Source organism: Rania fehmarnensis (assembly GCF_056494185.1).
This window is the reverse complement of sequence record NZ_CM151398.1, coordinates 2,075,621-2,099,249: the sequence shown is the minus strand read 5'-3', so window position 1 is coordinate 2,099,249 and position 23,629 is coordinate 2,075,621. Positions and strand designations below refer to the sequence as shown.

Annotated in this window: 21 protein-coding genes; 6 read left to right on the top strand and 15 right to left on the bottom strand. The window is 55.4% G+C overall.

The genetic code is table 11. The annotated features are described in order from the left end of the window. The first annotated feature begins 153 nt into the window (after positions 1–153). The gene (locus tag SH573x_RS06845) at positions 154–2,766 is read left to right on the top strand and encodes a hypothetical protein (protein WP_479353585.1); all 2,613 of its coding nucleotides are present in this window, start codon (positions 154–156) and stop codon (positions 2,764–2,766) included. 41 nt (positions 2,767–2,807) lie between these two features. Here the strand turns inward: SH573x_RS06845 and SH573x_RS06840 are convergent, their stop codons facing one another. From SH573x_RS06840 to SH573x_RS06770, 15 genes are all read right to left on the bottom strand, one after another. Then, entirely contained in the window at positions 2,808–3,977 is a 1,170-nt protein-coding gene (locus tag SH573x_RS06840) for a sulfotransferase family protein (protein WP_479353583.1), read from the bottom strand. Between the two features lie 277 nt (positions 3,978–4,254). Beyond that, positions 4,255–5,994 (bottom strand): flagellar hook-length control protein FliK, encoded by a 1,740-nt coding sequence (locus SH573x_RS06835; RefSeq protein WP_479353581.1) that lies wholly within the window; start codon positions 5,992–5,994, stop codon positions 4,255–4,257. Between the two features lie 50 nt (positions 5,995–6,044). Next, positions 6,045–6,713, bottom strand: a complete 669-nt coding sequence (locus SH573x_RS06830; protein ID WP_479353580.1) for a hypothetical protein — start codon at positions 6,711–6,713, stop codon at positions 6,045–6,047. A gap of 3 nt (positions 6,714–6,716) precedes the next feature. Beyond that, on the bottom strand, positions 6,717–7,166 hold the full coding sequence (gene fliJ, locus SH573x_RS06825; protein ID WP_479353579.1) for a flagellar export protein FliJ: 450 nt from the start codon (positions 7,164–7,166) through the stop codon (positions 6,717–6,719). A gap of 72 nt (positions 7,167–7,238) precedes the next feature. After that, the gene (locus SH573x_RS06820) at positions 7,239–8,564 is read right to left on the bottom strand and encodes a FliI/YscN family ATPase (RefSeq protein ID WP_479353578.1); all 1,326 of its coding nucleotides are present in this window, start codon (positions 8,562–8,564) and stop codon (positions 7,239–7,241) included. After that, positions 8,561–9,235: a FliH/SctL family protein gene (locus SH573x_RS06815; protein ID WP_479353577.1), complete on the bottom strand. Its 675-nt coding sequence runs from the start codon at positions 9,233–9,235 to the stop codon at positions 8,561–8,563. The genes SH573x_RS06820 and SH573x_RS06815 overlap by 4 nt, the downstream gene beginning before the upstream one ends. Positions 9,236–9,255: 20 nt before the next feature. Further along, positions 9,256–10,680, bottom strand: a complete 1,425-nt coding sequence (locus SH573x_RS06810; RefSeq protein ID WP_479353576.1) for a FliG C-terminal domain-containing protein — start codon at positions 10,678–10,680, stop codon at positions 9,256–9,258. A gap of 180 nt (positions 10,681–10,860) precedes the next feature. Then, a complete protein-coding gene (locus tag SH573x_RS06805) occupies positions 10,861–12,315 on the bottom strand; it encodes an MFS transporter (protein ID WP_479353575.1) in 1,455 nt (484 codons plus the stop codon). 229 nt (positions 12,316–12,544) lie between these two features. Beyond that, positions 12,545–13,618, bottom strand: a complete 1,074-nt coding sequence (locus tag SH573x_RS06800) for an EscU/YscU/HrcU family type III secretion system export apparatus switch protein (RefSeq protein ID WP_479353574.1) — start codon at positions 13,616–13,618, stop codon at positions 12,545–12,547. 92 nt (positions 13,619–13,710) lie between these two features. Then, the gene (locus tag SH573x_RS06795) at positions 13,711–14,490 is read right to left on the bottom strand and encodes a flagellar biosynthetic protein FliR (RefSeq protein ID WP_479353573.1); all 780 of its coding nucleotides are present in this window, start codon (positions 14,488–14,490) and stop codon (positions 13,711–13,713) included. A 145-nt stretch (positions 14,491–14,635) separates the two neighbouring features. Next, the gene (fliQ, locus tag SH573x_RS06790) at positions 14,636–14,908 is read right to left on the bottom strand and encodes a flagellar biosynthesis protein FliQ (protein ID WP_479353572.1); all 273 of its coding nucleotides are present in this window, start codon (positions 14,906–14,908) and stop codon (positions 14,636–14,638) included. A 15-nt stretch (positions 14,909–14,923) separates the two neighbouring features. After that, positions 14,924–15,868 carry a flagellar type III secretion system pore protein FliP gene (fliP, locus tag SH573x_RS06785; protein WP_479353571.1) on the bottom strand — a complete coding sequence of 315 codons (945 nt, stop codon included), beginning with the start codon at positions 15,866–15,868 and terminating at the stop codon, positions 14,924–14,926. Then, positions 15,865–16,728, bottom strand: coding sequence for a FliO/MopB family protein (locus tag SH573x_RS06780; protein WP_479353570.1), 864 nt, complete (start codon positions 16,726–16,728; stop codon positions 15,865–15,867). Before SH573x_RS06780 ends, fliP begins: the two co-directional genes overlap by 4 nt. A gap of 116 nt (positions 16,729–16,844) precedes the next feature. Further along, positions 16,845–17,276 (bottom strand): flagellar motor switch protein FliN, encoded by a 432-nt coding sequence (gene fliN / locus SH573x_RS06775; protein WP_479353569.1) that lies wholly within the window; start codon positions 17,274–17,276, stop codon positions 16,845–16,847. A gap of 16 nt (positions 17,277–17,292) precedes the next feature. Further along, complete coding sequence (locus tag SH573x_RS06770) at positions 17,293–17,859, bottom strand: dihydrolipoamide acetyltransferase (protein ID WP_479353568.1); 567 nt, start codon at positions 17,857–17,859, stop codon at positions 17,293–17,295. A gap of 282 nt (positions 17,860–18,141) precedes the next feature. Between SH573x_RS06770 and SH573x_RS06765 the strand changes: the two genes are divergently transcribed. The 5 genes from SH573x_RS06765 (at position 18,142) to pepT (ending at position 23,605) form a co-directional block, all read left to right on the top strand. After that, positions 18,142–18,519 (top strand): hypothetical protein, encoded by a 378-nt coding sequence (locus SH573x_RS06765; protein WP_479353567.1) that lies wholly within the window; start codon positions 18,142–18,144, stop codon positions 18,517–18,519. A 146-nt stretch (positions 18,520–18,665) separates the two neighbouring features. Then, positions 18,666–19,484: a class I SAM-dependent methyltransferase gene (locus tag SH573x_RS06760; RefSeq protein ID WP_479353566.1), complete on the top strand. Its 819-nt coding sequence runs from the start codon at positions 18,666–18,668 to the stop codon at positions 19,482–19,484. A 67-nt stretch (positions 19,485–19,551) separates the two neighbouring features. Beyond that, a complete protein-coding gene (locus SH573x_RS06755) occupies positions 19,552–21,372 on the top strand; it encodes a SulP family inorganic anion transporter (RefSeq protein WP_479353565.1) in 1,821 nt (606 codons plus the stop codon). Positions 21,373–21,505: 133 nt separating this feature from the next. After that, positions 21,506–22,333, top strand: coding sequence for a 3'-5' exonuclease (locus SH573x_RS06750; RefSeq protein ID WP_479353564.1), 828 nt, complete (start codon positions 21,506–21,508; stop codon positions 22,331–22,333). Positions 22,334–22,354: 21 nt separating this feature from the next. After that, positions 22,355–23,605 (top strand): peptidase T, encoded by a 1,251-nt coding sequence (gene pepT, locus SH573x_RS06745; RefSeq protein ID WP_479353563.1) that lies wholly within the window; start codon positions 22,355–22,357, stop codon positions 23,603–23,605. The last annotated feature ends 24 nt before the right edge of the window (positions 23,606–23,629 follow it).

Sequence of the window (23,629 nt, the reverse complement as noted above, 5' to 3'; positions counted from 1 at the left end):
TCGTCCCTCCCGAATCTCGCAAAGCCTCGATTCGACCTCCCCGAGGCGAAGCCTTGGAGAGGTGACTTTCGGTATAACATTTGCGTTCGTATCTTTGGTCAGTATTTTCTGATCGCTAGAATACGCTGCTCGTCGTTTGCCGGGGGAACTGCCATGACTCGCCTTAGCTTATCCGCCTTTTTTATGTTCAGCCTGTGTGGCTGGGTGGGTGTTGCTCAAGCTCAGCAGCTGGAATTGAGTGGTCCCAATCTGCCACCAGTACCGCAAGCTGCAATCATGGATGATTTGCCACCGGAAGCCGATCGCTTGCCTGATGGGGCTGAAGTATTGGTAACCGGTCCTCTGCACGAAGCTTATGCAGAACAGTTTACGGGTGAAGCAACTGCTGGCCTGATCGTTACCCAAGCTCCACCAGAAGCAATCGACGAGGTACCACCCGAGTATCGGCCTGATGGCTACGATATCATGTGGATCCCAGGTTATTGGGGTTGGGATCCGGATCGCGATGACTTCATATGGATCACGGGCATCTGGCGCCAAGCTCCGCCTGATCGCAATTGGATTCCAGGCTATTGGGCTCAAGTACCCGAAGGCTTTCAGTGGATTTCAGGCTTCTGGGCACTGACTGCCAGTAACGAGATTGCCTACCTGCCCGTCCCCCCAGAACCACTCAACGCACAACCGAGCACACCGGCGCCAGGTGACGATTACTTCTGGATCCCTGGGCAATGGAACTACGCCAACAATGATTATCAATGGCGAGCCGGCTATTGGGCGGTATCGTATCCTGACTGGGTGTGGGTGGCCGAACGTTATGTATGGACCCCACGGGGCTGTATCTACCGCGCTGGTTATTGGGACTACCAGATTGCCGATCGTGGCACAGTCTTTTGTCCAGTCTATTGGTCGCGACCGGCACCCAGCTATCGATTCCGCCCCTGGTACGTGGTATCCACAGGACCTAGTCTGCTGGCCAGCCTGTTCGTATACCCGCGCTATAACCACTACTACTACGGGAACTACTACAGCAGCCGATTTCTCGGTCGATCGATGTATCCGTGGGTGACCTTTACCCAGCAATCGCGACTGTATGATCCGCTGTATGGTTACTATCGTACGCAGCGACGCGATGCAGATTACTTGAATCGACTGTCGCGTATGCACAGCTACTACGCGAGCAATCCCGACTTCCAGCCGCCACGCACCCTGGCTTTGCAGCAGAAAAACTGGAATCGCCAACAGCATCGCAACCGTGACAACATCGCCGTGCAGGCTTTGGGACTGTCCGCGCTGGTCAAGAACAACCAATTCCACAATCAATCTTACCAGCTAATTCGCTTGCAAGATAACGAGCGTGAGCGCCTGCAAAAGGGACTGGACCCTGCGCGTCAACTGCGCCGCGATCGGGCTGACATCGAATCGGGCAAACGACCCGGCGGAGGATGGCCCGGAGACCGCAACGGTAACGGCCCTGACAACGTCGGCCGTGATCGTGATCGTGATCGTGATCGCAACGATGGCAATCGCAACAACGGCAATCGCGATCGAGACAGTATCCCAGACGGAAGCCGTGATGGAAATCGTGATGGAAATCGTGACGGCAATCGTGACGGCAATCGTGACGGCAATCGTGACGATAGCAATCGTGGCGATAGCAACCGTGATGGCAACCGTGATGGAAGCCGTGATGGAAATCGTGACGATGGCAACCGCGATCGAGAGGGCCAGCCCAATGATGATCGACCAGGTAGCGGGCAACCCAATCGTGCTTGGAAGTTGCCGCAAACTGACTTGAGTACCAGGTTAGGTTCTGTAACGTCTGGTAAGCAAAACAAACAAGCAGCTGCTGATCAGAACAAATCGGCTGTCGACCAAAACAAATCCTCAGGCAGTCGGGGTGGATCAGCCGGTAACCGTAACAGTGCCGGCAGCAATCCAGACAACAAGCCTGGACAAACCGGCGGCCGTGAACCAGGCAATTCCGATTTCCGTCGCGATATACAACCTCGGAGCAACAGGCTACCTGGATTGGCTAATCCGCTGGACAATCAAACAGATACCGATCGAAAACCCGACACCAATCGCCAACGCGATCGTTTACCTACCGATCGTTTACCTACCGATCGTTTACCTACCGATCGGTCAGCTCCCAATCGATCAGGCACAGATCGCGACATGAACGTTCCTGGCAATCGATCGGGAGGTAGAGGGCGAGATGCTCAACCTGGTCCTTCCACTCCGGGAGCGATACCTGGCAATGTCAAGCGACCGACAATCCCGAACTTCGATCCCAACACGGGCTTTCCAAATACGCCCAATTCCAATACGCCCAAGATCTTACCTGGAGTGAAAACGCCTGGCCTCAATGCACCTCAGAATGGGGCGCCAAAATTGAACGTGCCCGGGGTAAACGTACCGAGGAGCAATCCCAACGTGAACGTGCCCAGGAGCAATCCGAATGTGAACGTTCCCAAGAACGATATTGCACCCAGGGTTCCTGCCCCCAGAACCAATGCTCCCAAGGTGGATGTGCCCAAGGCCAACGATAGTAGAACGCCGCGAATTCTGCCTAAAGTTGGAGGCGGTAATCCGATTCAAGCGGACCTAAATAAGATGCGCGACATGTCTCAGCGTCAAACCGCCAGACGACCTGAAGCCAGCCGCACACCGCAGCCAGCCGCCCGGGCTCCGGCGCCAAACACGCCACGAGTAGGGGCTGGAGGCCGAGAGAACCGAGGCAAAGAAGGTAAAGGCAAAGACAAATAGAAGTCGTCCGTCAACCAACTTCCAACCACGCCCTTCAATCTTCAATCTTCGCCATAGCCGTACTTGGTGGCGTAGTCACCCCAATGCGCGAGCACCGCAGCTTCCAGTTCTGGATCGATGCGGTGCTCGTTTACTTTGTACTCTTTATCATTGGCGAAGCGCTCGGTAATTAGTGGCCGAACTTTCGCATAGTCGCCTAACTGCAGTTGCTGATAGACTTGTGACATGGTCTGGTCAGGCTGAGCGATCAACTGTTCATAGTGCACGTCAATCAAATGTCCGGCAGGCACTTGTGAGCGGGCCGCTTCGAACGAGGCGTACATGCGCTGCAAACAATCCCAGATGTAGGCTCGCAGTTTGGCATTATCTTCCAAAGGTTGCATACCTTGAACGTCGGCCAGCGACAGCCATAGCTTCAAGGTCGAGGCGAACAGCTTACGGGGATCGCGCACCATATGAATGAACTTGTCGCGGGGAAACATTTTTAGAATCTCTTCTAGTCGGCCGGTGTGCGGCGGACTTTTCAACACCAGCTGTTTCTGGTGCTTGAAAGTCAACGCTTTGATAAACCAGTTGAAAGCCCGCTGCCATCGAGCCAAGTCTTTCGGTTCTACACCCCGCATGTCGATGAAGTTGGCCCATGGCGGTTCCGCTTGCGGAAAGGCGATCAACAAATACGGCGTGGGGGCTCCGAGGTTCATCAGCGCGAATTCGTCCTCTTGCGGCAATTGCCACCCGGCGCGCATGTTGTCCATCGGCCGTTTATCGGGTATCAACCAACTACCGAACTTGACCATCATCGCTTCGCTAACCAGGAAATGCCAAGGCGCGAAACAGGCGTAAGTCGACGGCGAGGCGAATTGATCGTCCAGCACCAAAAGCTCATGCATGAGCGTCGTGCCACTACGCCAATGACCCAGGACAAATACCGGGTCCGCCGCCAGCTCAGTACGTTCAATGCGACTGCCGTAGGCCACATGTTGAACCAGCCCCAGCAAGTCATTGAATGGCGTAAACACGCTGCATCCAAAGGCCAAATGCAGTCGACTGGGTGAAACGCGAAACCCGTTGCGAGCCAACATGGACCACCACAATCCGGCTCGCATACCATGCCAAAACCGAGGAGCCCGCAGTGGATACTGATTCGATTGCTTAGTCTTTTTGGCAGCGGATGTTGCCGGCTGGTCGGAGACGTTTAACGGGGTCGGCATGAATCAATCTAGTCAGCAAACAGAAATCAGGAATCAGGAATCCGGCCCACAACGCACAACGCTCGCCATTGTAGCACCTTGGAGTGCGGCGGCCATAGCCGTAGCTTCGACCCCTTGGAGTGCTGCGGCGCAGCCGTAGCTTTGATGTGATAACCCAACTGTTCCGCAGCCTGCGCGAACTAGGTGACACCAAACTTTCAGGGCGACTCAGGCTGCGGCTGGAGACTACGCTTACATCAAAGCGGTGCCAGATGGCACCGCACTCCAAAGTACCGACTTACGCTTTAACATCCAGCGACTTATCGGGCCAGCCGGTTAGTCGGGCCTGTTCAATGAGGCTACGTTCCGGAAGCGGTTGGGATATCGGGTCGCGACGGAGGCGTCGATAGTCGATTGGATCGGTAGATGAATCGTGGCGTCCGCCGTTGGGGCCACCACTGGAAGCATCGTTCCATTGACCTTGTTGGCTCGAAGAAGATTCTTGACTATCAGCCACTTCGACTTGAAACTTCTCAACCTCAATACCTTGCTCGCTTAAGCGCTCGCGCAGCACGGGCAGGTTATCGAGAATCGTATCGCGTGCAGCGCTGGTCTCGGTCTGCATGCGGGCGGTCATCGTTTGACCTTCGATCTTGATCGAAACGGTCAGCACTCCCAGTTGCGGTGGACTTAGTTTCAAAGTCACCTGACCGCCGTCAGGCCCCAGTCGCGAAAAACTGCGTGCCACTCGTTGGACCAATCGCACACGCTCTTGTTGCGATAGCTGATTCGACTCGATATCTTCGCGCGTGCCTGCCGTCGACGAAGTTGAACTAGCGCTCGTCGATGTTCCGTTACTGAGGGAGCGCGAGGGCGTAACGCCTGATTGCCCACCAACCGATGATACTTGGCCTGTCCGACCATTCGCGCCCCGGTCGACAGAACCGCTGGTGTCACCAGTGGCACTCGCGTTTGGGGCACTAGCTGCCGAGGCAACGCTGGTCGAATCGAGCACCGACACTCCTTGAGTTACAGCGTTAGCATCGAGGGCCACCGTTTGCGCATCCAAGCTTGTACTTGCATCTGCAACCGTCGCCTGATTTTGGTCGATCAACTCCTGAAAGTCTGGCTGATCTGCCAACTGCCCATCATTGGATTGCGAGTTGGCATCTTGATCCGCAGCCAGCAGGTCGTTGATCTGTGTCCGCGCATCACCATCTTTGGCTTGATACCATTTTTCTCGCTGTGGATTACGATGATCGTCATTGGCCTCGCGTGGAGCCTCATCGCTCACAAGTGGTTGATCGTAGGCTACCTGTTCTACCGGCGCAGCTTGCTCGGGCTGGCTTACTGACTCTGGTGACTGCGATTTATCTTGGCTCGCAGGTGATGGATCACTTTGCAGTTGATGTTGCGGAGGAGCGATTGGTTGGCTGGACTTCTCGTCGCGAGGCCGGGAGCGACGCGGGTCCCGGGCGATGGTCATTTGATTGAGATCGTTGCCTGCCTGAGCACCAATTGGCTCAATCGGCTCGGGGGCAGGCGCATTTGCTTCTGGTTCGCGAAGAGCCTCTTGAGTAGGGGCTGTTACTTCGGGTTGCACAAACACATCGTTAGCACTGGATGGCTGTGCATGGGCCTCCGAATTTGCCCCTTGAGGAATCGGAACCGATGGCACCGGCTCATCGGGCAACGGGTCGGTCGGAGGAGGTACGTTTTGTACTGGCGTCCCCGGCGCATAGCAAGCAGCAACTAGCGGCTGCGCAGGCTGATCGGCTACCGGTTCGTCATCGACCACTTCATCGGCGGTAGATTGGTCAGTAGCGGAGCCGGAGGTTTGCGTGTCCAAACCGAACAAGTCGGAAGGCTCTGCCTGCGCAGAGGCATCCTGATCTTCGACATCCACCGTCGAGGCGACGGGCAGACGTAAGAGTTCTTCAAAGAAATCGTTGGCTGTTGAGCTAGCGGCAGGCTGATAAGCTCGCGTTAGCCCACTGCGCATGCGCAGCATGGTCGAATCGGCAATCGAACCATCCATCGCGCGTCCCCCCTCGGATGCGAATGTAGCTTCGGCGTCGTAACGAAATTTTACGGGGAGGTCGGCTGCGATCCAGTACGCGCTTCGTCTATGACGCTAGCTTGTGGTTCACCCAAACGCAGTTGATTGAAAACTTCGGCGACCTGGGTAATCTCTTTCTCGCTGGTAAACTCTCCCAGTATCTTCTTTCGTTTATCCAGGGCCATGCCTTTAATGATTGCCACCACATCGGGCATTTGTTGGGCTTCCAGCATCTTAATTAGCAAAGCCTTAGCCTGTTCGGGGGCCAACGCTTCTAACGTTCGTTGTATCTCACCCAGGTTTTCAGTCTTACCCTTTTTCGACATTTCATCCAGCAAGCCATAAAATGCTTCCTTGCGACGATCGAAATCGGCTTGCTGCCGCTTGAGCTCGGCTTGCATGGTTTCAAGTTGCTCGTTGAAGCGTTGAATCGAGCGTTCGCGCATCTCAAGGTTGAGATTCATTTGAGCGCGCTCTGCTAGCACTTCGTCGTACGTGGGCGTCGGTACATTGCGAGCATTATCAAAAGCTTTTTGCAACTGCACGCCGGAAATATCGATGCCATTAAACAAGGCGATGACTTTGGTAATCGATTGGGCATGCAAGTTTCCCTTGGCCGCCACTAGGCCCAGAATCAGCAACTGAGCAATCACGGTAGCTACGCAGAAGGCCGCGAACATTCGGATTAAGAAACGCATCGATTAAGACTCCGTGTGACGCTGGAAGTGCTGGTAGCTGGCCCACTCGTCCAGTCGCGATTGGCTGCGGGTGGCCTGGTCGGCATTCCAGGCTTCACGCTGCTGATCTTGCAGTTTTTCCAACACCTTGACGCCCTGTTCACATACGACAAGCTTAGCTCGCCGTTTCTCAATCTCTTGATCGATTACAGCGATATTAACTTCTGTACCGCGGATCGTTTCGAGCAAGTTCAGCTGGTAACGCTGAGCGTCCAGGACCTGCCGCACATCGACCTGACCATGGCTGGCTGCCGCCCGCATCTGCACCAGCCGATTTCCCTCGGCTTCCAGTTCCGTCAACTGATCGACCAACTTCTGCCGAGCCAGTTGCGCTTGCTGCAGCGACTGAGTTGCCTTGTCACGCTCGCGCATGCGCATCGTGAGAATGCTCTGTAGTCGAAATCGATAACTCATAAAAGGGCTGCTTGAGCGCTGGGACCAATGCAAGTATTCAATGAACTAATTTGTTCGATGGCCGATGGCGGTTCACAAAGCTAATTTCTTGATGCCTTCAATGGCTTCAGCCCAAGGTGCGATCTTATCTCGGTTTTGAGACAGAAAGCTATCGATGGCCGGCTTGGCAGCGATCGCATGATCGATCTGCGGGTTGACGCCACGCTGATACGCACCAATTGCGATCAGATCTTCATTCTCTTTATAGGTGGCCAGTAGCGCCCGGACTTTGGATGCCGCAGTTTGATGATCTTGAGCAGCCAAGTGATTCTGCAAGCGACTTAGGCTGACCAGCACATCGATGGCCGGGTAGCGACCTTGCTGGGCGATCTTGCGATTGAGCACAATGTGGCCATCTAACAAACCCCGCAGCGTATCGCTGATGGGTTCATTGGTGTCATCGCCTTCCACCAGCACGGTATAGATACCAGTGATCGAGCCCGTGGTGCTATTGCCCGCTCGCTCAACCAGGCGTGGCAACATCGAGAAGACACTGGGTGGATAACCGCGCGTCGTCGGCGCTTCGCCGGCAGCCAGGCCAATCTCGCGCTGCGCCATGGCAAAGCGGGTTACGGAGTCCATCATCAGCAACACATGTTTGCCGCTGTCGCGAAAGTATTCGGCAATCGCTGTGGCCGTCATGGCCGCTTGCACGCGACGGAGAGCGGGCTGATCGCTGGTGGCGACAACCGTGATACACTTGCGACGTCCCTCTTCACCCAGTTCACGCTGCAAGAACTCTTGTACTTCACGACCGCGTTCGCCGATCAGTCCGATGACCACGACTTCGGCATCGGTGCCCCGCGCCATCATGGCCAACAAAGTGCTCTTGCCTACACCGCTACCGGCAAAGATGCCCATCCGTTGACCACGACCAAGTGTCAGGAGCGAATCAATGGTACGAATGCCGGTGGTCAGAACGTGATCGATAGGTGGCCGCTGCATGGCCGGTACGGGATCATTGTCTAAAGGCACGCGAGCTGTACCGACGATTGGTCCCAAATCATCCATGGGCCGAGCGGCTGCGTCCATGACGCGGCCAATGATCTCAGGACCAACCATGGCCTGCGCGGCGCTGTGAATCAGACGCACTTGATCGCCAGGCGAAATCCCATCCGCACCATCCAGTGGAGCCAGCAAAGTCTTCGAACCTTCAAAGCCGATGACTTCAGCCACTAGCGGTTCACCATATCGCCGTTGTATTCGACATACCGATCCCATAGGAACCGGCAAGCATACCGCTTCCAGCGCGTTGCGTCCGACCGAGTAAATTGTGCCCGTCACTCCCGCCGTGGCAGCCCGCGCGAGCGACTTACTCAAACTGATTCGATCAGGGAGCGTCGGAAACTTTGAATTCATCGCAACTGTTCTCCCAGACGAGCCAATTGCGTCTCCAGTTGTTTATCGATCTCGCCATGCTGGCAGCGAACAATACAACCACCGCGGCTGACTTCTGGGTCAGGCAGGATCTCGGCGGTACCCGCATGGGGAACGTGTTTGGCCATTTGCTGCAAGTATCTACCAGCGATCGTGAAATCATCGGGATGCACCAAGATATGCACATCGCGAGCTTCGCGCATCATCATGAGTGCTTCTTCCAACCACACACGAAGTGGTTCGAGACCTTGCTCCATCGATTGACGCATCAACTTTTCTGCCATGGCAATTGCCAGGTCGATCGTCACGTCGCGCCACTCTTGCAACCACTGCGTCGTATCTTTTGACAAGCTCTCGACAGCTTGTTGCGAGGCGGCCACGGCCAGCTTGATACGCTCTTCGGTCAGTTGCCGAGTTCGCTGCTCGACCTGGTTTTCAAATTCTTTTTGCGCCTGGCTCAGGCCACTTGCATGAGCAGCCTGACGAATCACATCAGCTTCGCTGTGTGCTTTGGCAACCACCTCTGCGGCCTGGCGACGAACTTCTTCTAAATATGCTTGCGCGCGTACCTGCACATCATCGATGTTGAAGGCGACTAGCTGCGATGCTTGCCCTGATTGCTTGAGTTCAGATTCTTTGAGGATCGTGGCCATCAGTTTAGCTGCATGCTTAGTTAGGCGGCGGCGGTTTGCGGTTGAGGGCTTTCATTCCTGATCAGGTTGGTCGCTAGTTGGCAGAGACGCCGCTGAGCTTCGTCGACATCTTGCAAGTTAATCGATCGCATTTCGCGCAGCCGACTTTCCAAAGCCCGTGCGTCGCGTTTCTCCAGCATGGCGATAAAACGTTTCATGAACGATGGCGATGCGCCAGCCAGGGCCAACAGAATCACTTCGGTCGGGGCTGCGGCCAGGACCTGTCCGATTTGCTCGGCAGGCAAATCCAGGATGTCATCGAAGCGCATGGCTGGCTGCGCAGCCGCAGATTTCTTAGCGCCTGGAAATGGCAGTATTGTGGGTGATTGATCAAACTCCTCATCGCTAGCCGATGCTTGTGCCTGCGCCGCCGACAAGGTTGTGCCTCGCGCATTGGCAGGGGGCGAACCAGCGACCTGCGAGTTGTGTGTATCTACCGTGGTGACAATATTACTACTGAGCAACTCGAGCAGATTAGCTGCACCATCGGCGGGCTGAGTAATCTTAGTGGCAGCACGTTGACTGATCGCAGGCTGGCTCGGTGCAGGCTGAGCAGTTGTGGTTTTGCGAGTTGGCGGAGCAGGGGGCGGCGCTTGAATGCCCATGCGCTGGGCCATCTGAAGGTCGGTTTGATGAATGATCGATTGCCACTGGCTGCGAGATTCAGGTGAAGCCGCCGAGATCAGGCTTTGCATGCGTCCCAAGGATTCAGATTCACTCTCTCGGCGATGATGATAGTCGGCGATGCGACCTGCCAGATGTTCATCGATAGCCGTCATGGCTTCGGGATCGATGCTGCCCAGTTTCGAAAGCGTGGCGATGACTTCGCGCTGCTGCTCGCGCGAGAGTTGTTCCAGTAGTCGGGCTGCGCGCTGCGGTTCGAGTTGGCTGAGCACTACCGCAATAACCGGGGCGCGCTCGGCGCGCAGCAATTCAAACAGACCATCAATATCCAAGCGGTGCCACGGTCGCTCGTGACCTTGTTGTTGATGATGATGTTGATGTTGAGTGAATTGGCCGTCTTGATTGTTATGGGCGCTGGGCCGCACCTGCGACAGCACCGCGTCCGGATGGTCATCGGCTCGCGAGTCCTGAACGTTTGCCTGGCGCGTGGTCTGATCGAGTGTGCCACCACCACCGCTGGGCGTGGCCAGCTTGGTTGGCTCCGGTTGGTCCGCGATCATCGCCTGCGTGCGAAACTCGGCCAGGATCTGCCGCTGCTCGGCCGGATCGATCGAACCCAACTGCGTCATCGCTCGGCGCACTTGTCGCGCCAATTCCATAGGCATGGCCGAAAGCAATTGGCGACCAGCTGTCGCATCCAAACTGGTTACCAGTATGGCAATGCGCCGAACTTTGTCGCTACTGCCGCCGATCGTCACCACCGCACCTCGTCGCGTTATCAACCCAATATAACTGAGGCATAGGCAACCATAGCCAATGCCTCAGAAGTCTAGTCCAAACAGGCTGCAAGGCTGTACCAGTCACAGGCTGGAAGCCTATGCCACATACAGGCTGGAAGCCTATGCCACTTGGAGCCACAAGGGGATATAGCAAAGATAGGCAGATCGTGTCGAGTGCGGTTTTCACTCGTCGTCGGGTAGTGGTTTGCCCTTGGTTTCAGGAATGAAGATCACCACGACGATGCCGACTAGAAAGATCAGCGTCATCCACAGGGCCGCGCTGCGAAAGGCTTCCAGCTTGGCCGCTGTCTGGGCAACCACGTCGGTTTTGGGGATATTGGCCGTGGCTGCATCGCTCAAATTCTTTTGCAGCATGCCCAGCGTAAACGGGCCGGTCGCCGCCAGAAACCGTCCGACGTTGTAACAGAAACTGGTACCCGTACTGCGCAGTCGCGTGGGAAACAGCTCCGGCAAATAAATGGCAAAGCCGGCAAAGAGGGCTAATTGGAAAAAGCCCATCAGGCCGCTCATCCACATTTCATCCATGCGATCAAACATGCCGAAGAACATGGCCGTCGTGCAAAAGGCTCCCAAAAATGCAACCACAAACGCGGGGCGGCGACCGGTGCGCTGCGCCATCCAGGCAAAAGCCAACATGCCAAAGAAAGCACCTGCGTTTTGAATGATTCCATTTAGTCCTCGGTAGAACGCGGCCTGGCTGGCAATCTCCGCTTCACCCACTCCGCGGGCCTTGAGCGATTGATTGATCACTGCTCCCACCAGTTCTGGCGCAAAGAAACCGATGCCCCACAAACCCACGACACCCGTAATCGATAACATCATGCCCAGTAGAGCAGGCTTGCGCCAGCGACCTGGCCCCAACAGTTCGACATACGATCCCAGCTTGGTGCCAGTTATCAGCCCAGCCTCTTTGGCTCGCACCCACTTCTCGGGTTCTTTCAACTTCAATTGAATAAAGACGCAAAGGAAAGCGGGAATGGCACCGATCATGAATGCATAACGCCAGGCACCACCCGCTTCGATTGTCTTCAAATCAATCAACCTCGCCATATACATGCTGACCAACCCGGCCGAGATATTGCCAACGGCCGAAAGAGCTTGCAACATGCCCAGCGCTCCAGGCCGAGATCGATCGGGCAGAGTATCAGCAATCAACGCCACGGCCAAACCGAACACGCCTCCAACACCCAGGCCCGTAATGAATCGATAGATGGCAAAATCGAGCCAGGAGGTGGCTAGGGCCGACAGCCCAGTAAAGAGCGAGTAGAGCAACACAGTGATGGTCAGCGTTTTCGCGCGTCCAATTCGGTCACCAACCGAACCAAAGATCAAACCACCCGTCGCCCAGCCAGCGATAAAGATGGCTGTAGCATAACCGGCGTACTGTTTGGCATCTGCACCTTCGGGCAGTTTCAACTGCTTGAGCGCGCTTTCGCGAAACAGAATGAATATCTGCTGATCAAAGCAATCAAACAACCAGGCCAACGCTGCCATACCAAAGACAAACCAGTGGTACGAAGTCAAATCACTGTACCAGGCCTGCTTCTTATTCAGGCCAGAGTCGGAGCCTGAGGTGTTGGGCGAGCGATAAGGCGAATCCGGTGATGATGAACTCATGATTGGGGGCAGGCATTCTAGTGGGGAGGAGCGTTGCCGAGACCGTACGAGAGCGCCCATGATAGTCCAATCGCAGCTGCTTTTGGAGTGTGGGGCTGCAGTAGCGGAATGCATCAAGCATCTCGAGCATTTTTAGGTAGCGGAATGCGTCAAGCATTCCGAACGCGCCCATCACGCGACTCAATGACCGACTCGAAACGCTTGACGCGTTCCGCTACGGCGCAGTTCATCACGCAGCGTCGGGTATCTTCTTGCCTTGCAACTGATAGACATATCGCAGCACTTCGGCCACGGCCGCATATTGGTCCAGCGGAATGACCTGTCCAATTTCGACTAGCTTGTAGAGAGCTTGAGCCAAAGGTTTGCGTTCGAGCACCGGCACGCCATGTTCGAGTGCAATTTTACGAATGCGTGCTGCCACGTTGCCCGAACCTTTGGCAACCACAATTGGCGCAGGCATGGTTTGCGGATCAAAGCGAATGGCAATGGCCAGTTCAGTTGGGTTGGTAATGACCACGTCGGCTTTGGGAATCTCGGCCACCATGCGATTGGCCAGCAATTGTCGATGCACGGCTTTGCGTCGAGCAGCAATCTGCGGATCGCCATTCATCATCTTCATCTCTTCGCGCATCTCTTCATCGGTCATGCGCAAGTCTTGCTCGAAGCGCCAGCGTTGGAAACCGTAGTCGAGCACTGCCAAGACCAACAGCACCAGCGCGGTACGAAAACACATGTCAATGGTGGTTGACCAGACGAGGCTACCCACTTCGACAGCTTCCAACCCGGCCGCGTTCATGATCGTATCCCAGCGGCCCCACAATCCTATGCAAACTACCACCGTAACCAATGCAATCTTGGCAATCCCAAAAGCCAGACGCGTTACGTTCTTAATCGAGAATATGCGTTGCAAGCCGGAGAGCGGATTGACATACGACCAATTGACTTGCAGTTTGTTAGGCAGCCACAAGAAACCAATTTGAGCAAAGCTGCCCAGCCAGGCTATGGCTACCGCAGCCATAAAGATTGGCATCATCACGAGTATGCCACTCCATAAAGCGCCGGCTACCCAGCTGACCGATTTTTGCGTCGAATGGTCCCAGTAGTCAGTGCCTGTAAAACTACGCGTCATGAACCCTGAGAGAAAACCGAAGACATCAGGCCCCCAGGTCATCAGCGTTCCGATCGCGCCCAAGAGCACAACCGCAGAACCCAAATCCTGGCTGCGCGCAAGGTTCCCCTCCTCGCGCGCTTTTTGGCGGCGATGGGGCGTCGCGTCGTGTTTCTTCTCGCCACCTTCAGCCATCGAACTTCTTTATGGAACCGCAAAAAACAAATGACTGGACATCGATCCCTGAACGTTACCAGTATGAATCGAGGTCAAGCAATCCTGATGGATCATCCGTGTCCTGCAATCTGCCGACAACTGTCCAGCCAGATCGCCAGTTCGTCTTGAAACACCCAAGCCATCCCGCCTATCGACAGGATCATCAGCATCAACATCACAAACGCATTGATATTGAACCCCACAGCCAACACGCTCAACTGCGGTAGCGTTCGGGCAATCAGCGCCGTGAGTAAGTTGGCCATCAGCAGCGCGGTGCCCACCGGAGCCGCTGCTCGCACACCTACCCGCAAGGTGTGCTGCATCAGATCATCGAGCTCGGATAGCCAATGCTCATCTGGCTGGACACCGCCAGCCGGATAGACCGTACAGCTTTCAAGGCAACTATCGATCACTTGTCGATGTCCGCCCATGGTCAACACTATCGCAATAGCCAACCAACCCATGATACTGGCCAGGATCGACATGTTCTCTTCGGTCGACGGATCCACCGCTTCAGCTACATCGAATCCCGCCAAGTGACCGATGGCTTGACCTGCCAACTGAAGCGCACTGACGGCCAGCAAAACCACGCTACCGATGACTAAACCCAGCAGGGCTTCGGCGGCTAAACGAATAATGATGTTAAGCATATCGCCGGGCATGGCCGTTGCGTATGGCATGGCGATGGGCGTCAGCATGGCTGCTATCGCAATGGCCAGACCAGCCCGCACTCGAGCCGGCACGCCGCTGGAGCGCGTCGGTGGCGCTAACATGAGGACCGGGCTGATTCGAGCCAAAATCGCCATGAATACCCACAGCGGCGCAGTCAGCAAACCGGTTAAGGCATCCATAACAATGTTCGACTCTCGCTACAAATATACAGTTCTTTTTTGATCCCGTAGCCACCGTCGCCAGACGGTGGAATTGCCTGGTCGTTGCTTCCACCGCTTGGCAGCGGTGGCTACCCAGCGGTGGCTACCCAGCGGCGCTGTCCGACTAGCGACTAACCACCACCGGAATGTTTTCATACACACCGCGGGAATAATTGATCATGCGATCGGCAATCCATGGCAGACAAAAGACCAACGCCACCACCATAGCAATGATCTTGGGCACAGCATTGAGCGTTTGATCTTGGATCTGCGTCAAGGCTTGAATCAGACTTACCACTAGTCCCACGACCATGCCGACCAGTAACAAGGGCGCGCCGATCAAGGTGGCGGTCAGCACTGCGTTTCGAACCAGTTCCACTGCGTCGTCCGGTTGCATACGAGTTCTCTCTTTTTAAGTCACAGTTCCGAAACTGGCCAACAACATCTCAACTACCAGGTGCCATCCATCGATCAGTACAAATAGCAGTAGTTTAAAAGGCAACGAGATCATGGCCGGCGGCAGCATCATCATGCCCATCGAGATCGTGATCGCAGCCACAACTAAATCGATCAACAAGAACGGCAGAAAAATCTGAAAGCCCATCAAGAACGAAGTCTTCAGTTCACTCAACATATACGCAGGCAAGAGCACGCGCAGCGGCACATCATCGAAGAACTGTGGCTGCGATGCATCGGGCGCATAGTAGCGGTAGAACAAGTACACATCGTCGTGATTGCCAGCCATATCGATCTGGCGACTCATAAATTCACGAATAGGTTTGACGCCGATGTTCCATGCGTCTTCCAGAGGCATCTGCGAGCCTGGCGCCGTGTAAGGCACGATGGCCGTCGTATAAACTTCGTTCCAGACCGGCGCCATCACAAACATGGTCATGAACAGCGCGATCGAGGTCACCACCTGGCTAGGAGGCAACTGTCCTGTACCGAGCGCCTGACGCAGCAAACCAAAGACTACGATGATCCGTACATAGCAGGTCGTCATGAGCAGAATGGCTGGCGCCAGACTGATGACGGTCAACAACAGAATGATCTGTAAACTGCTGGACAAGCCTTCGCGACTGGTCCACTTTTCAGGTCCGGACAAAAGAAAATTCTGCGGAGAATTGCCGCCCTCAGTTGCTTGTCCGCTGGCAGTATCGGCTGGCGTACTAGTACTGGCACTGGTATTGGCACCTGCCACCCCGGACAAGAGATCCCGCATACCGCGATCAAGCGAATTGCCCGGTGAATCCTGAGATTGATTGGTGGGGGAGTTTTGTGCTGACGCCTGCTGGGATGAAAGGGCCAGGGCTACGATGCACAAACTGATTCGACAGATTAATTGGCTGGTGTTCATGTTCCGCTCCTGCCCATGTTGTGGAGCACGGAACGAAACGATTCGGAGATGCTGCCCGGTTGAGCACTCTCACACAGGCCGGCGATTTGATCAACTTCCAGCGGATCGGTCATCTCGCTGATCGTACGCACTTCGCCTTGCAAGTTACTGACGAGAATCAACTTGGAACCAAAGCGAATCAGCACCAGTTGTTGACGCGGTGCCAATTGAGTGCGTCCCAAGATGTTGATGACTTGTTTGGGAAGCGACCCGGTCAACTTGGGAGCAGCCTTTCGATAACACCAGCCAGCGCCCACGATTAAGGCGATGACGATGCTCAAGCTGGAGATCACGCTGATCAACATCTGCAAGGTGCCCGTGCCACCTTTGCGCGAGGCTGGATCGACGGCCGCCGTGGGAGGCTTCAAAGGCCGAGGCTGAGTTGAAGTTGAACCATTGGAATTGGGCGTTAACGCAACCGAAGGTCCAGGAGGCTCGCTGCTCGTGTATTGAGCTTGAACTACAGGCGCTGATGGATCGCTTAATCGACTTTGTGCTTGAGGCAGTCGGGCAGGGCTGGGATTGGACTGAGGCGCTGACTGATTGAACGATGGTTGGGGTGATTGACCGCGCAATTGCGAGTTGCTGGGGGTGCTGGTCCAGGCTGCATCGCCCAGGCCGGCGCCAGAGGCTGGCAGACGACTGGCATTGACGTCGGACTCGACGTTTGGCGAAGTGGCTCGCGTGATCAAGCCAGGTTGCGCAGTACTGGTTTGAGAGTCGCGTAGCTGCGCTGCGCGTTGACCAACTTGAGCATGGGCGCGCGAGCTCAAAACGCTGGCCAGTGCCAGCATGATGACGGGAAGAAATTTGGGTCTCATGAACCGACGTCCTTGTCGTTTACCCCCAATCGGCTGCGAGAGCCTTTTGGCTCGCGGCTGTTGAGCGGGTTTTCATCAGCCACGTGCGGAAGGGGTGATATCTAAATCATGGCGAACTAAGTTTTTTCATTGAGGGCATCCGATCCCAGCAGTTGAGCCACGCGTACGCAGAAGTTATCGTTCAGCACCAAGACTTCACCCCGGGCGACCATGCGACCATTGACGTAGATATCAACCGGATCGCCGGCAAGTTTGTCGAGCGTGATAACCGATCCGCGACGCAGCTTGAGCACTTCTTCCAGTTGCATGTGCGTGCGCCCCAGTTCGATCTTCAGATCCAGATCCACATCGCTTAGCAGATCGATCGAACACTTCTCGGGCGGGCCGCCTGAACCGACTAGCTCTTCCAGCTGAAAGGGCTTGGGCTGTGGCCGATCCAGACCGTGCAATGCCTTTTCGGCTTCATCGAGCAGACGAGCCGCATTGGCTTCGGTTGCTCCACTAGCGGTACTGGCTTGTCCAATTGCATCCGTGCTTGGATCACTCATCTTCGGAATCCTGCGACTACTCTTCAATAACCTGGTAATCCTGGAAACCGACTGCCAGCAGAATAGGTTCTTCCAGAATTTCGTTACTTGTCGCAAGAATGCGCCGCTGAATCAAGCCCAACTGGTTTTCGTTCAGTTCGTCCATAGTAGCATTGCGAATTTCGAGCATCATCCGATTACGGAATCGCATTTCACGTTCGGCGAACAGTCCTTCCAAGAGTTCCAGGTCCTTGGCTTTGACGGTACCGAAGAGCCGAAATTCCACGCGATACGTGCGATCGGCACCCGGCGGTGTAAAGGTGGCCGAGTGATCACCCAAGGGAAATTCGACCGCCTTGTTTTCGTCTTCGACCGTCGGTTCGCCCTCTTCCTCCATGTTGGCCTGGACCTTCTTGATCAAGTTGGCCTCGGCCAGTGCCGCCACATCGTCGGCCGAAGGCACAAACAAGAAAAAGAGCACGGTTTCTACGATAATCACGGAAGCAATGAACCCGCTGACCAATATCTTGGGCAGCATCGAACTCTTGGGAGCTTCGTTGCCATGAGCATCGGCGGCTGGAGCTGGCGCTGCATGATCCGACATGACTGCTGATAACCTCTGACGCAATGGGACATAGCAAAAAACAATCTTTGGCTATAGAAATCATAGGTCACGTCCCGTGCGCGCTAGAGGGAAAATATGCCTGAATAATTGTCACAGCCCCTACCGCACGAGCGCCTGTAGCGGAAGCCGTCAAGGCTTTCGAGCGTAGCGGAAGCTGTCAAGGCTTTCGAACGCGCGAACTCCACGAAATGCTTGACGCATTCCGCTACTACGAAATTCACGAAATGCTTGACGCATTCCGTTACCAGTTTGGATCCCATCATGCAGCAACTTCGAATGCGACTTTATGGACGTCAGACAGGACGAGGGCCGGAGGCTGGGGTGCCATTGCCCGTTTCCTGGGAGGCGGCTTTTGAACAGCTGGAACGCTTGCCACGCATGTACGCCGAGCCGGATGGCTCGTTCTTGTGGAGCGGCGACGATCCGGTCGCTGGCCCTTGGCAACTGGAGGGCACAGTCTTCGACGCCGGTCAATTTGTGCGGAGAGTTGAATTAGTTGGCAATTGCAGCCAAGCTAACTGGTCGCGTCTCCTGATCTGTTTTCAGAGCAATTGGGATAGCATCAGCGTTGAGGATCTGACTAAAAATCAAGTCGTCGATGGCCAGTGGCTGCAGGCCGCTGCCCAACCTGGACCGTAGCCGAAGTCGCCAGACTTTGGACGATGGCTTTGTAGCCGAAGTCGCCAGACTTTGGACGATGGCTTTGTAGCCGAAGTCGCCAGACTTTGGACGCGCAACTTTCGACTCATCCAAGCTCTGGCGAGATCGGCTAAGAGAGGTTACCTATGGATTACGAATCACCTGGCCAACCGCTGGATACAGTTCGACAGAACAATCAACAAGCCTGGGATCGCATGGCTCGGTCTGGTCACAAGCTGACTCAGCCAGCGACGGCTCGCGAGTTGGAGAATTCGCTGAAGGTGATTGATTCATCGGGCTGGCTGGCCGGGGGCATTCGCGGTTGGAAGGTACTGTGCCTGGCTGCCGGTGGCGGGCGGCATGGTCCGCTGTATGCCGCCGCAGGTGCTTCGGTAACAGTGGTCGACTTGAGTCCGGCGATGCTTGAGCGCGATCGCGAAGTGGCTGCTCAATACGGCTTGCAGGTGCATACCTTGCAAACCAGCATGGACCAACTCGACATGTTGCCCGAGGGGCACTTTGATTTAGTGGTACACCCAGTTAGCACTTGTTATCTGCCCAGTCTGGCAAAGCTCTTTCCAGCCGTGGCTCGCGTCACCAAACCGCAAGGTTTATACATCAGTCAGCACAAGCAGCCGATCAATTTACAAGCGTCGCTGGACAGTTTTACTGGGCACTACACGATTGAGCATGCTTATTACGATGCGCGGCCGGTGCCGCCGGCGGCTACGCCTAGTTTGCTCCGCGAACCTGGGACGCAAGAATTTGTCCATAGTTGGACTGACCTTCTGGGCGGAATTTGTCGAGCGGGCTTCGTTATCGAAGATGTTTCCGAACCGGATCATGCCAAGCCCGATGCGCTGCCCGGTAGCTTTGGCCATCGATGTTACTATATTGCTCCATATATTCGCTTGAAGGCCCGCCGACTGGGCACTAGTTCAGCCCCTCGATTGATCACGCTCTAAGACTCAATGCCAAACACAACTATTCTCGATTCGTGTGTTGCCCTCATCCCGAATTGGACGTGTCGACGTGCTTAGTTCACCAGCCGATTCCAGCGACAAGCGACCCGGGCTGGCACGCGTATTGAGATTGGTTCCAGCGTTTCATTCTCTGCTCCATTACTCGCCAGAGTTTTTCCGTCGCGACTTGTTGGCTGGACTAACCGTGGCGGCGGTAGCCGTACCGCAGGCCATGGCCTACGCCAGCATCTTCGGCATGCCCGTCGAACTGGGGCTGTATACCGCGATCGTGATGACCGCCGTGGGTGCTTTGTTCGCTTCGAGCAAGCAGTTGATCAACGGCCCGACCAATGCCATATCAATTGCCATGCTCAGCGCCCTGGCCTCGGTACCGGCCGAGCTGCGCATCAATGCCGCGATCATGATGGCGGCACTCATCGGTATCATTCAAACTGGTATCACCCTCTTGCGATTGGGAGATCTATCGCGATTCATTTCGCACGCGGTGGTGGTGGGCTTTACGGTGGGCGCCAGCATCTTGCTGGTGCTCGATCAACTCAAAAATGTGTTGGGACTCAAAGCCGTTGGCAGTCATCACGATCATTTCTTGACGCGTTTCTATCTGACACTAACCGAAGGTGGACCACTTCACTGGCCAACAATTGCGGTGGCCGTGGGCACAGTAATTGTCGCCATATTGGTACGACTGCTCAGCAAACGTTTGGAGATCCGGTTACCCGAATTGCTGATGGCTATCGTTGCGGCCGGGCTGGCGACTTGGTGGCTGGACCTGGGCAATCAGGCGTGGGGTGTAAAGTTAGTAGAGAAGATCCCACGCACGCTACCGACGTTTCAAACACCGTATTGGGATTGGTCGCTTGTGCGTGAACTGGCTCCGTCGGCGCTGGCTATCGCGCTATTAGGTTTGCTGGAAGCGATTGCGATGGCCAAGTCCATTGCGATCAAGACCCGACAGAAACTGGATATCAATCAACAATGCCTCAGCGAAGGCTTGGCGAATCTGGCAGGCAGTTTCTTTCGATGTTTTCCTGGATCAGGTTCCTTGACTCGATCCTATATCAACTATCAAGCCGGCGCGGCTACCGAATGGTCGGGGATTTTTGCGGCCGGTGCCGTGGCGCTCACTGTACTGCTGTTCGCACCTTTGGCTCAATACATCCCGCGGCCCGCGCTGGCCGGTGTGTTGATGCTGACGGCCATTCGCATGACTGACCCCGAAGCCCTGCGTTACCATTTCAAAGCCACGCGTTTCGATGCGATGATCGTGTCAGCTACCGCGCTGGCGGCGATTGTGGTCTCGGTTGAGTTCTGCATCCTGGTGGGCGTGCTGTTGTCGTTTATGTTTTATGTTCCCAAGGCCGCGCGATTGGAAGTCACTCAACTGTCGGTCAACAAACAGGGCATGGTTCGCGAGCGACGTCAGGAGGATGTGCCTTGTCAGCGCCTGCATATCGTCAACTTCGAAGGCGAACTGTTCTTTGGTGCCTCACCTATTTTCGAAGAGGCACTGGAGCTCATCGAAGAAGAGACCAGCGCTCAGCAGATCATCATTCTGCGCCTGCGTTATGTGCGCAATTGGGATGCCGTCTGCCTGCACGTGCTGCACGAATTCATCGAACGCATGCAAGCCGAGCAGCGCATGGTTCTGCTCAGCGGCGTGCGCAACGAAGCGTACACCGCCTTGAAGAATGTGGGACTGGTCGATCAACTGGGTGAACAGCATATATTCCGCGAAGTGCCACAACTTTGGTCGAGCACTTCCAAGGCAATCCAATATGCTTATGAGCAGATCGGCGAAAACCGCTGTGCCCATTGCCCCCGGGCCAGTGTTACCGCTGGCGCGACAGACGACTGGGCCTTTGAAATTTGATTGCCTCGTTTCTTCCAGGCTGCCTGTGGTATACACTACCAGCCTATTTTGGGCGACCACTGGGATACCAAGAATGAGACAGTGTTTTTATGGACATTCGCTGATGGACTTTGAGCGAATCTAGAGAAGGTTAATGGCCACAGTCACACGTGAAGTTCAATACTTGCTGTTCGATGTCGAAAGCGTCGCGGATGGGGCGCTGGTGGCGGGTTCGCGTTATCCCAGCGACAAGCTATCCCCTGAAGAGGCGCTGGCCAAGTTTCGCCAAGAACTAGTCATTTCCAGCGGCAAAGACTTTATTCCGTACACCTATCACTTTCCGGTAGCGATCGTTATCGCCAAGATTCGCTCGGACTTCTCGCTGATAGAAATCGTTTCGCTCGACCAGCCGCAACATCGTCCGCATGTGATGACCAAACATTTCTGGACCGGCTGGGAAGGCTATCAACGACCAACGTGGGTAACCTTCAACGGCCGCGGCTTCGATCTGCCCCTGATGGAACAATCGGCCTTTCGATATGGCGTCAGCGTGCCCAATTGGTTCAATCTCAGCGAACGCTCGTATCAACAGTATCGCAACCGGTACAACATCCAAGCTCATTTGGATCTCCACGAGTTCTTGACCAACTTTGGCAGCACCTGGTTTCGTGGTGGTTTGAACCTGGCAGCTCAATTGCTGGGCAAACCCGGCAAGATGATGGTGCAAGGCGATATGGTGCATGATTTGTATGCAGCCGGCAAACTTTCCGAGATCAATGAATATTGCCGCTGTGACGTCTTGGATACCTACTTCGTGTTTCTGCGCGTGGCCTTGCTCATGGGACAGATCACTTTGGAACGTGAGCAAGAACTGGTCAAGCAAACCAAGACGATGCTGGAAGCCGATGTGGAAAAACATCCGGCTTACGCGCAGTACTTGGAGCAGTGGGGAGATTGGCGAAATCCGTGGTCCGCTTCCTGAACTATTTACTTGAAACATCCCATGCACCCGATGATCAACCGCCAACGACTGCTCGATCGCTTCTTGAAGTATGTGCAAGTTGGCACTTCTGCCGATCCAGAATCGCTGACTTATCCGAGCTCGGAGGGCCAATTGGTTCTGGGCAACCTGCTAGTCGAAGAGCTGCAGGCCATGGGGCTGAGCGAAGCCCGCCAGGACTCCAATGGTTTGGTATGGGCACTGCTGCCCGGTAATGTCGAAGGCGCCGCCGCAATTATGCTCAACGCGCACTTGGATACGTCGCCCGAAGCGCCGGGCGATAACGTCAAGCCGCGCATTGTCGAAAATTACGCTGGCGGTGATATTCCTCTAGGCAACTCGGGACAAGTCATTCGCGTCAGCGGTTGTCCGGCACTGGAGGGGCTGGTTGGTCACACGTTGGTGACTACCGATGGTCACACGCTACTAGGCGGAGATGACAAAGCGGGTGTAGCCGCGATTATGGAACTGGCCGAGCATCTGCTCGAACATCCACACTTGCCTCACGGTCCGATTCAGATCCTGTTCACCTGCGATGAAGAAATCGGCCAAGGCGTATCGAAAGTGCCCGTCGATCAAATATGCGCCGTGGGCGGTTATACGCTCGACGGCAGTGGAGCAGGGGAGTTAGAAGACGAAAATTTTTCGGCCGACTTTCTAATCGTCAAAGCTGTAGGCCACAACATCCATCCCTCGATAGGCAAGGGCCGCATGGTCAACGCGGTGCGCGGGATCAGCCAACTGGTCAGCCGCATGCCGCTGGATAGACTTTCGCCGGAATCGACCGAGGGGCGCGAAGGCTTCCTGCATCCATATACAATTTCCGGTGGAGTGGGGTCCGCTGAAGCTCGCATTCTGCTACGCGACTTCGACACGCAGCGTTTGGACGACTACGCGCAGTTGGTGCGCGAGCTAGCGAACAAGGTTGAAAAGGATTTACCTGGGCTGACCTTCGAGATCACGCGCGCGGCCCAGTATCGCAACATGGCCGACTCGCTGAAACGTCAGCCATTGATGATGGACCTGGCCGAGCGCGCCTTTGAGATACTTGGCCGAACTTGTGCGCGCGGTTCCATTCGTGGCGGCTCCGACGGTGCGATGTTCAGCGAGCGTGGCTTGCCTACCCCCAATCTATCGGTAGGGCAACACAATCTCCACAGCCTGCTCGAGTTCGTCTCGTTGGATGAAATGGTGGCTGCGGTGGAGCATCTGGTCGCACTTGCCGACCTCTGGCAGAAGCACGCTCGCGCCTAGTCGTTAAAGTTTCGCTAACCGGCC

Bases quoted from the DNA above. Each gene is read 5' to 3' on its own strand.
- SH573x_RS06795 (WP_479353573.1), bottom strand. From the start codon at position 14,490: ATGGATGCCTTAACCGGTTTGCTGACTGCGCCGCTGTGGGTATTCATG.
- fliQ (WP_479353572.1), bottom strand. From the start codon at position 14,908: ATGCAACCGGACGACGCAGTGGAACTGGTTCGAAACGCAGTGCTGACC.
- SH573x_RS06815 (WP_479353577.1), bottom strand. From the start codon at position 9,235: ATGGCCACGATCCTCAAAGAATCTGAACTCAAGCAATCAGGGCAAGCA.
- SH573x_RS06780 (WP_479353570.1), bottom strand. From the start codon at position 16,728: ATGAGACCCAAATTTCTTCCCGTCATCATGCTGGCACTGGCCAGCGTT.
- SH573x_RS06770 (WP_479353568.1), bottom strand. From the start codon at position 17,859: ATGTCGGATCATGCAGCGCCAGCTCCAGCCGCCGATGCTCATGGCAAC.
- SH573x_RS06820 (WP_479353578.1), bottom strand. From the start codon at position 8,564: ATGAATTCAAAGTTTCCGACGCTCCCTGATCGAATCAGTTTGAGTAAG.
- SH573x_RS06830 (WP_479353580.1), bottom strand. From the start codon at position 6,713: ATGCGTTTCTTAATCCGAATGTTCGCGGCCTTCTGCGTAGCTACCGTG.
- pepT (WP_479353563.1), top strand. From the start codon at position 22,355: ATGCACCCGATGATCAACCGCCAACGACTGCTCGATCGCTTCTTGAAG.
- SH573x_RS06765 (WP_479353567.1), top strand. From the start codon at position 18,142: ATGCAGCAACTTCGAATGCGACTTTATGGACGTCAGACAGGACGAGGG.
- SH573x_RS06840 (WP_479353583.1), bottom strand. From the start codon at position 3,977: ATGCCGACCCCGTTAAACGTCTCCGACCAGCCGGCAACATCCGCTGCC.
- SH573x_RS06845 (WP_479353585.1), top strand. From the start codon at position 154: ATGACTCGCCTTAGCTTATCCGCCTTTTTTATGTTCAGCCTGTGTGGC.
- fliJ (WP_479353579.1), bottom strand. From the start codon at position 7,166: ATGAGTTATCGATTTCGACTACAGAGCATTCTCACGATGCGCATGCGC.
- SH573x_RS06805 (WP_479353575.1), bottom strand. From the start codon at position 12,315: ATGAGTTCATCATCACCGGATTCGCCTTATCGCTCGCCCAACACCTCA.
- SH573x_RS06800 (WP_479353574.1), bottom strand. From the start codon at position 13,618: ATGGCTGAAGGTGGCGAGAAGAAACACGACGCGACGCCCCATCGCCGC.
- SH573x_RS06835 (WP_479353581.1), bottom strand. From the start codon at position 5,994: ATGGATGGTTCGATTGCCGATTCGACCATGCTGCGCATGCGCAGTGGG.
- fliP (WP_479353571.1), bottom strand. From the start codon at position 15,868: ATGAACACCAGCCAATTAATCTGTCGAATCAGTTTGTGCATCGTAGCC.
- SH573x_RS06750 (WP_479353564.1), top strand. From the start codon at position 21,506: ATGGCCACAGTCACACGTGAAGTTCAATACTTGCTGTTCGATGTCGAA.
- SH573x_RS06760 (WP_479353566.1), top strand. From the start codon at position 18,666: ATGGATTACGAATCACCTGGCCAACCGCTGGATACAGTTCGACAGAAC.
- fliN (WP_479353569.1), bottom strand. From the start codon at position 17,276: ATGAGTGATCCAAGCACGGATGCAATTGGACAAGCCAGTACCGCTAGT.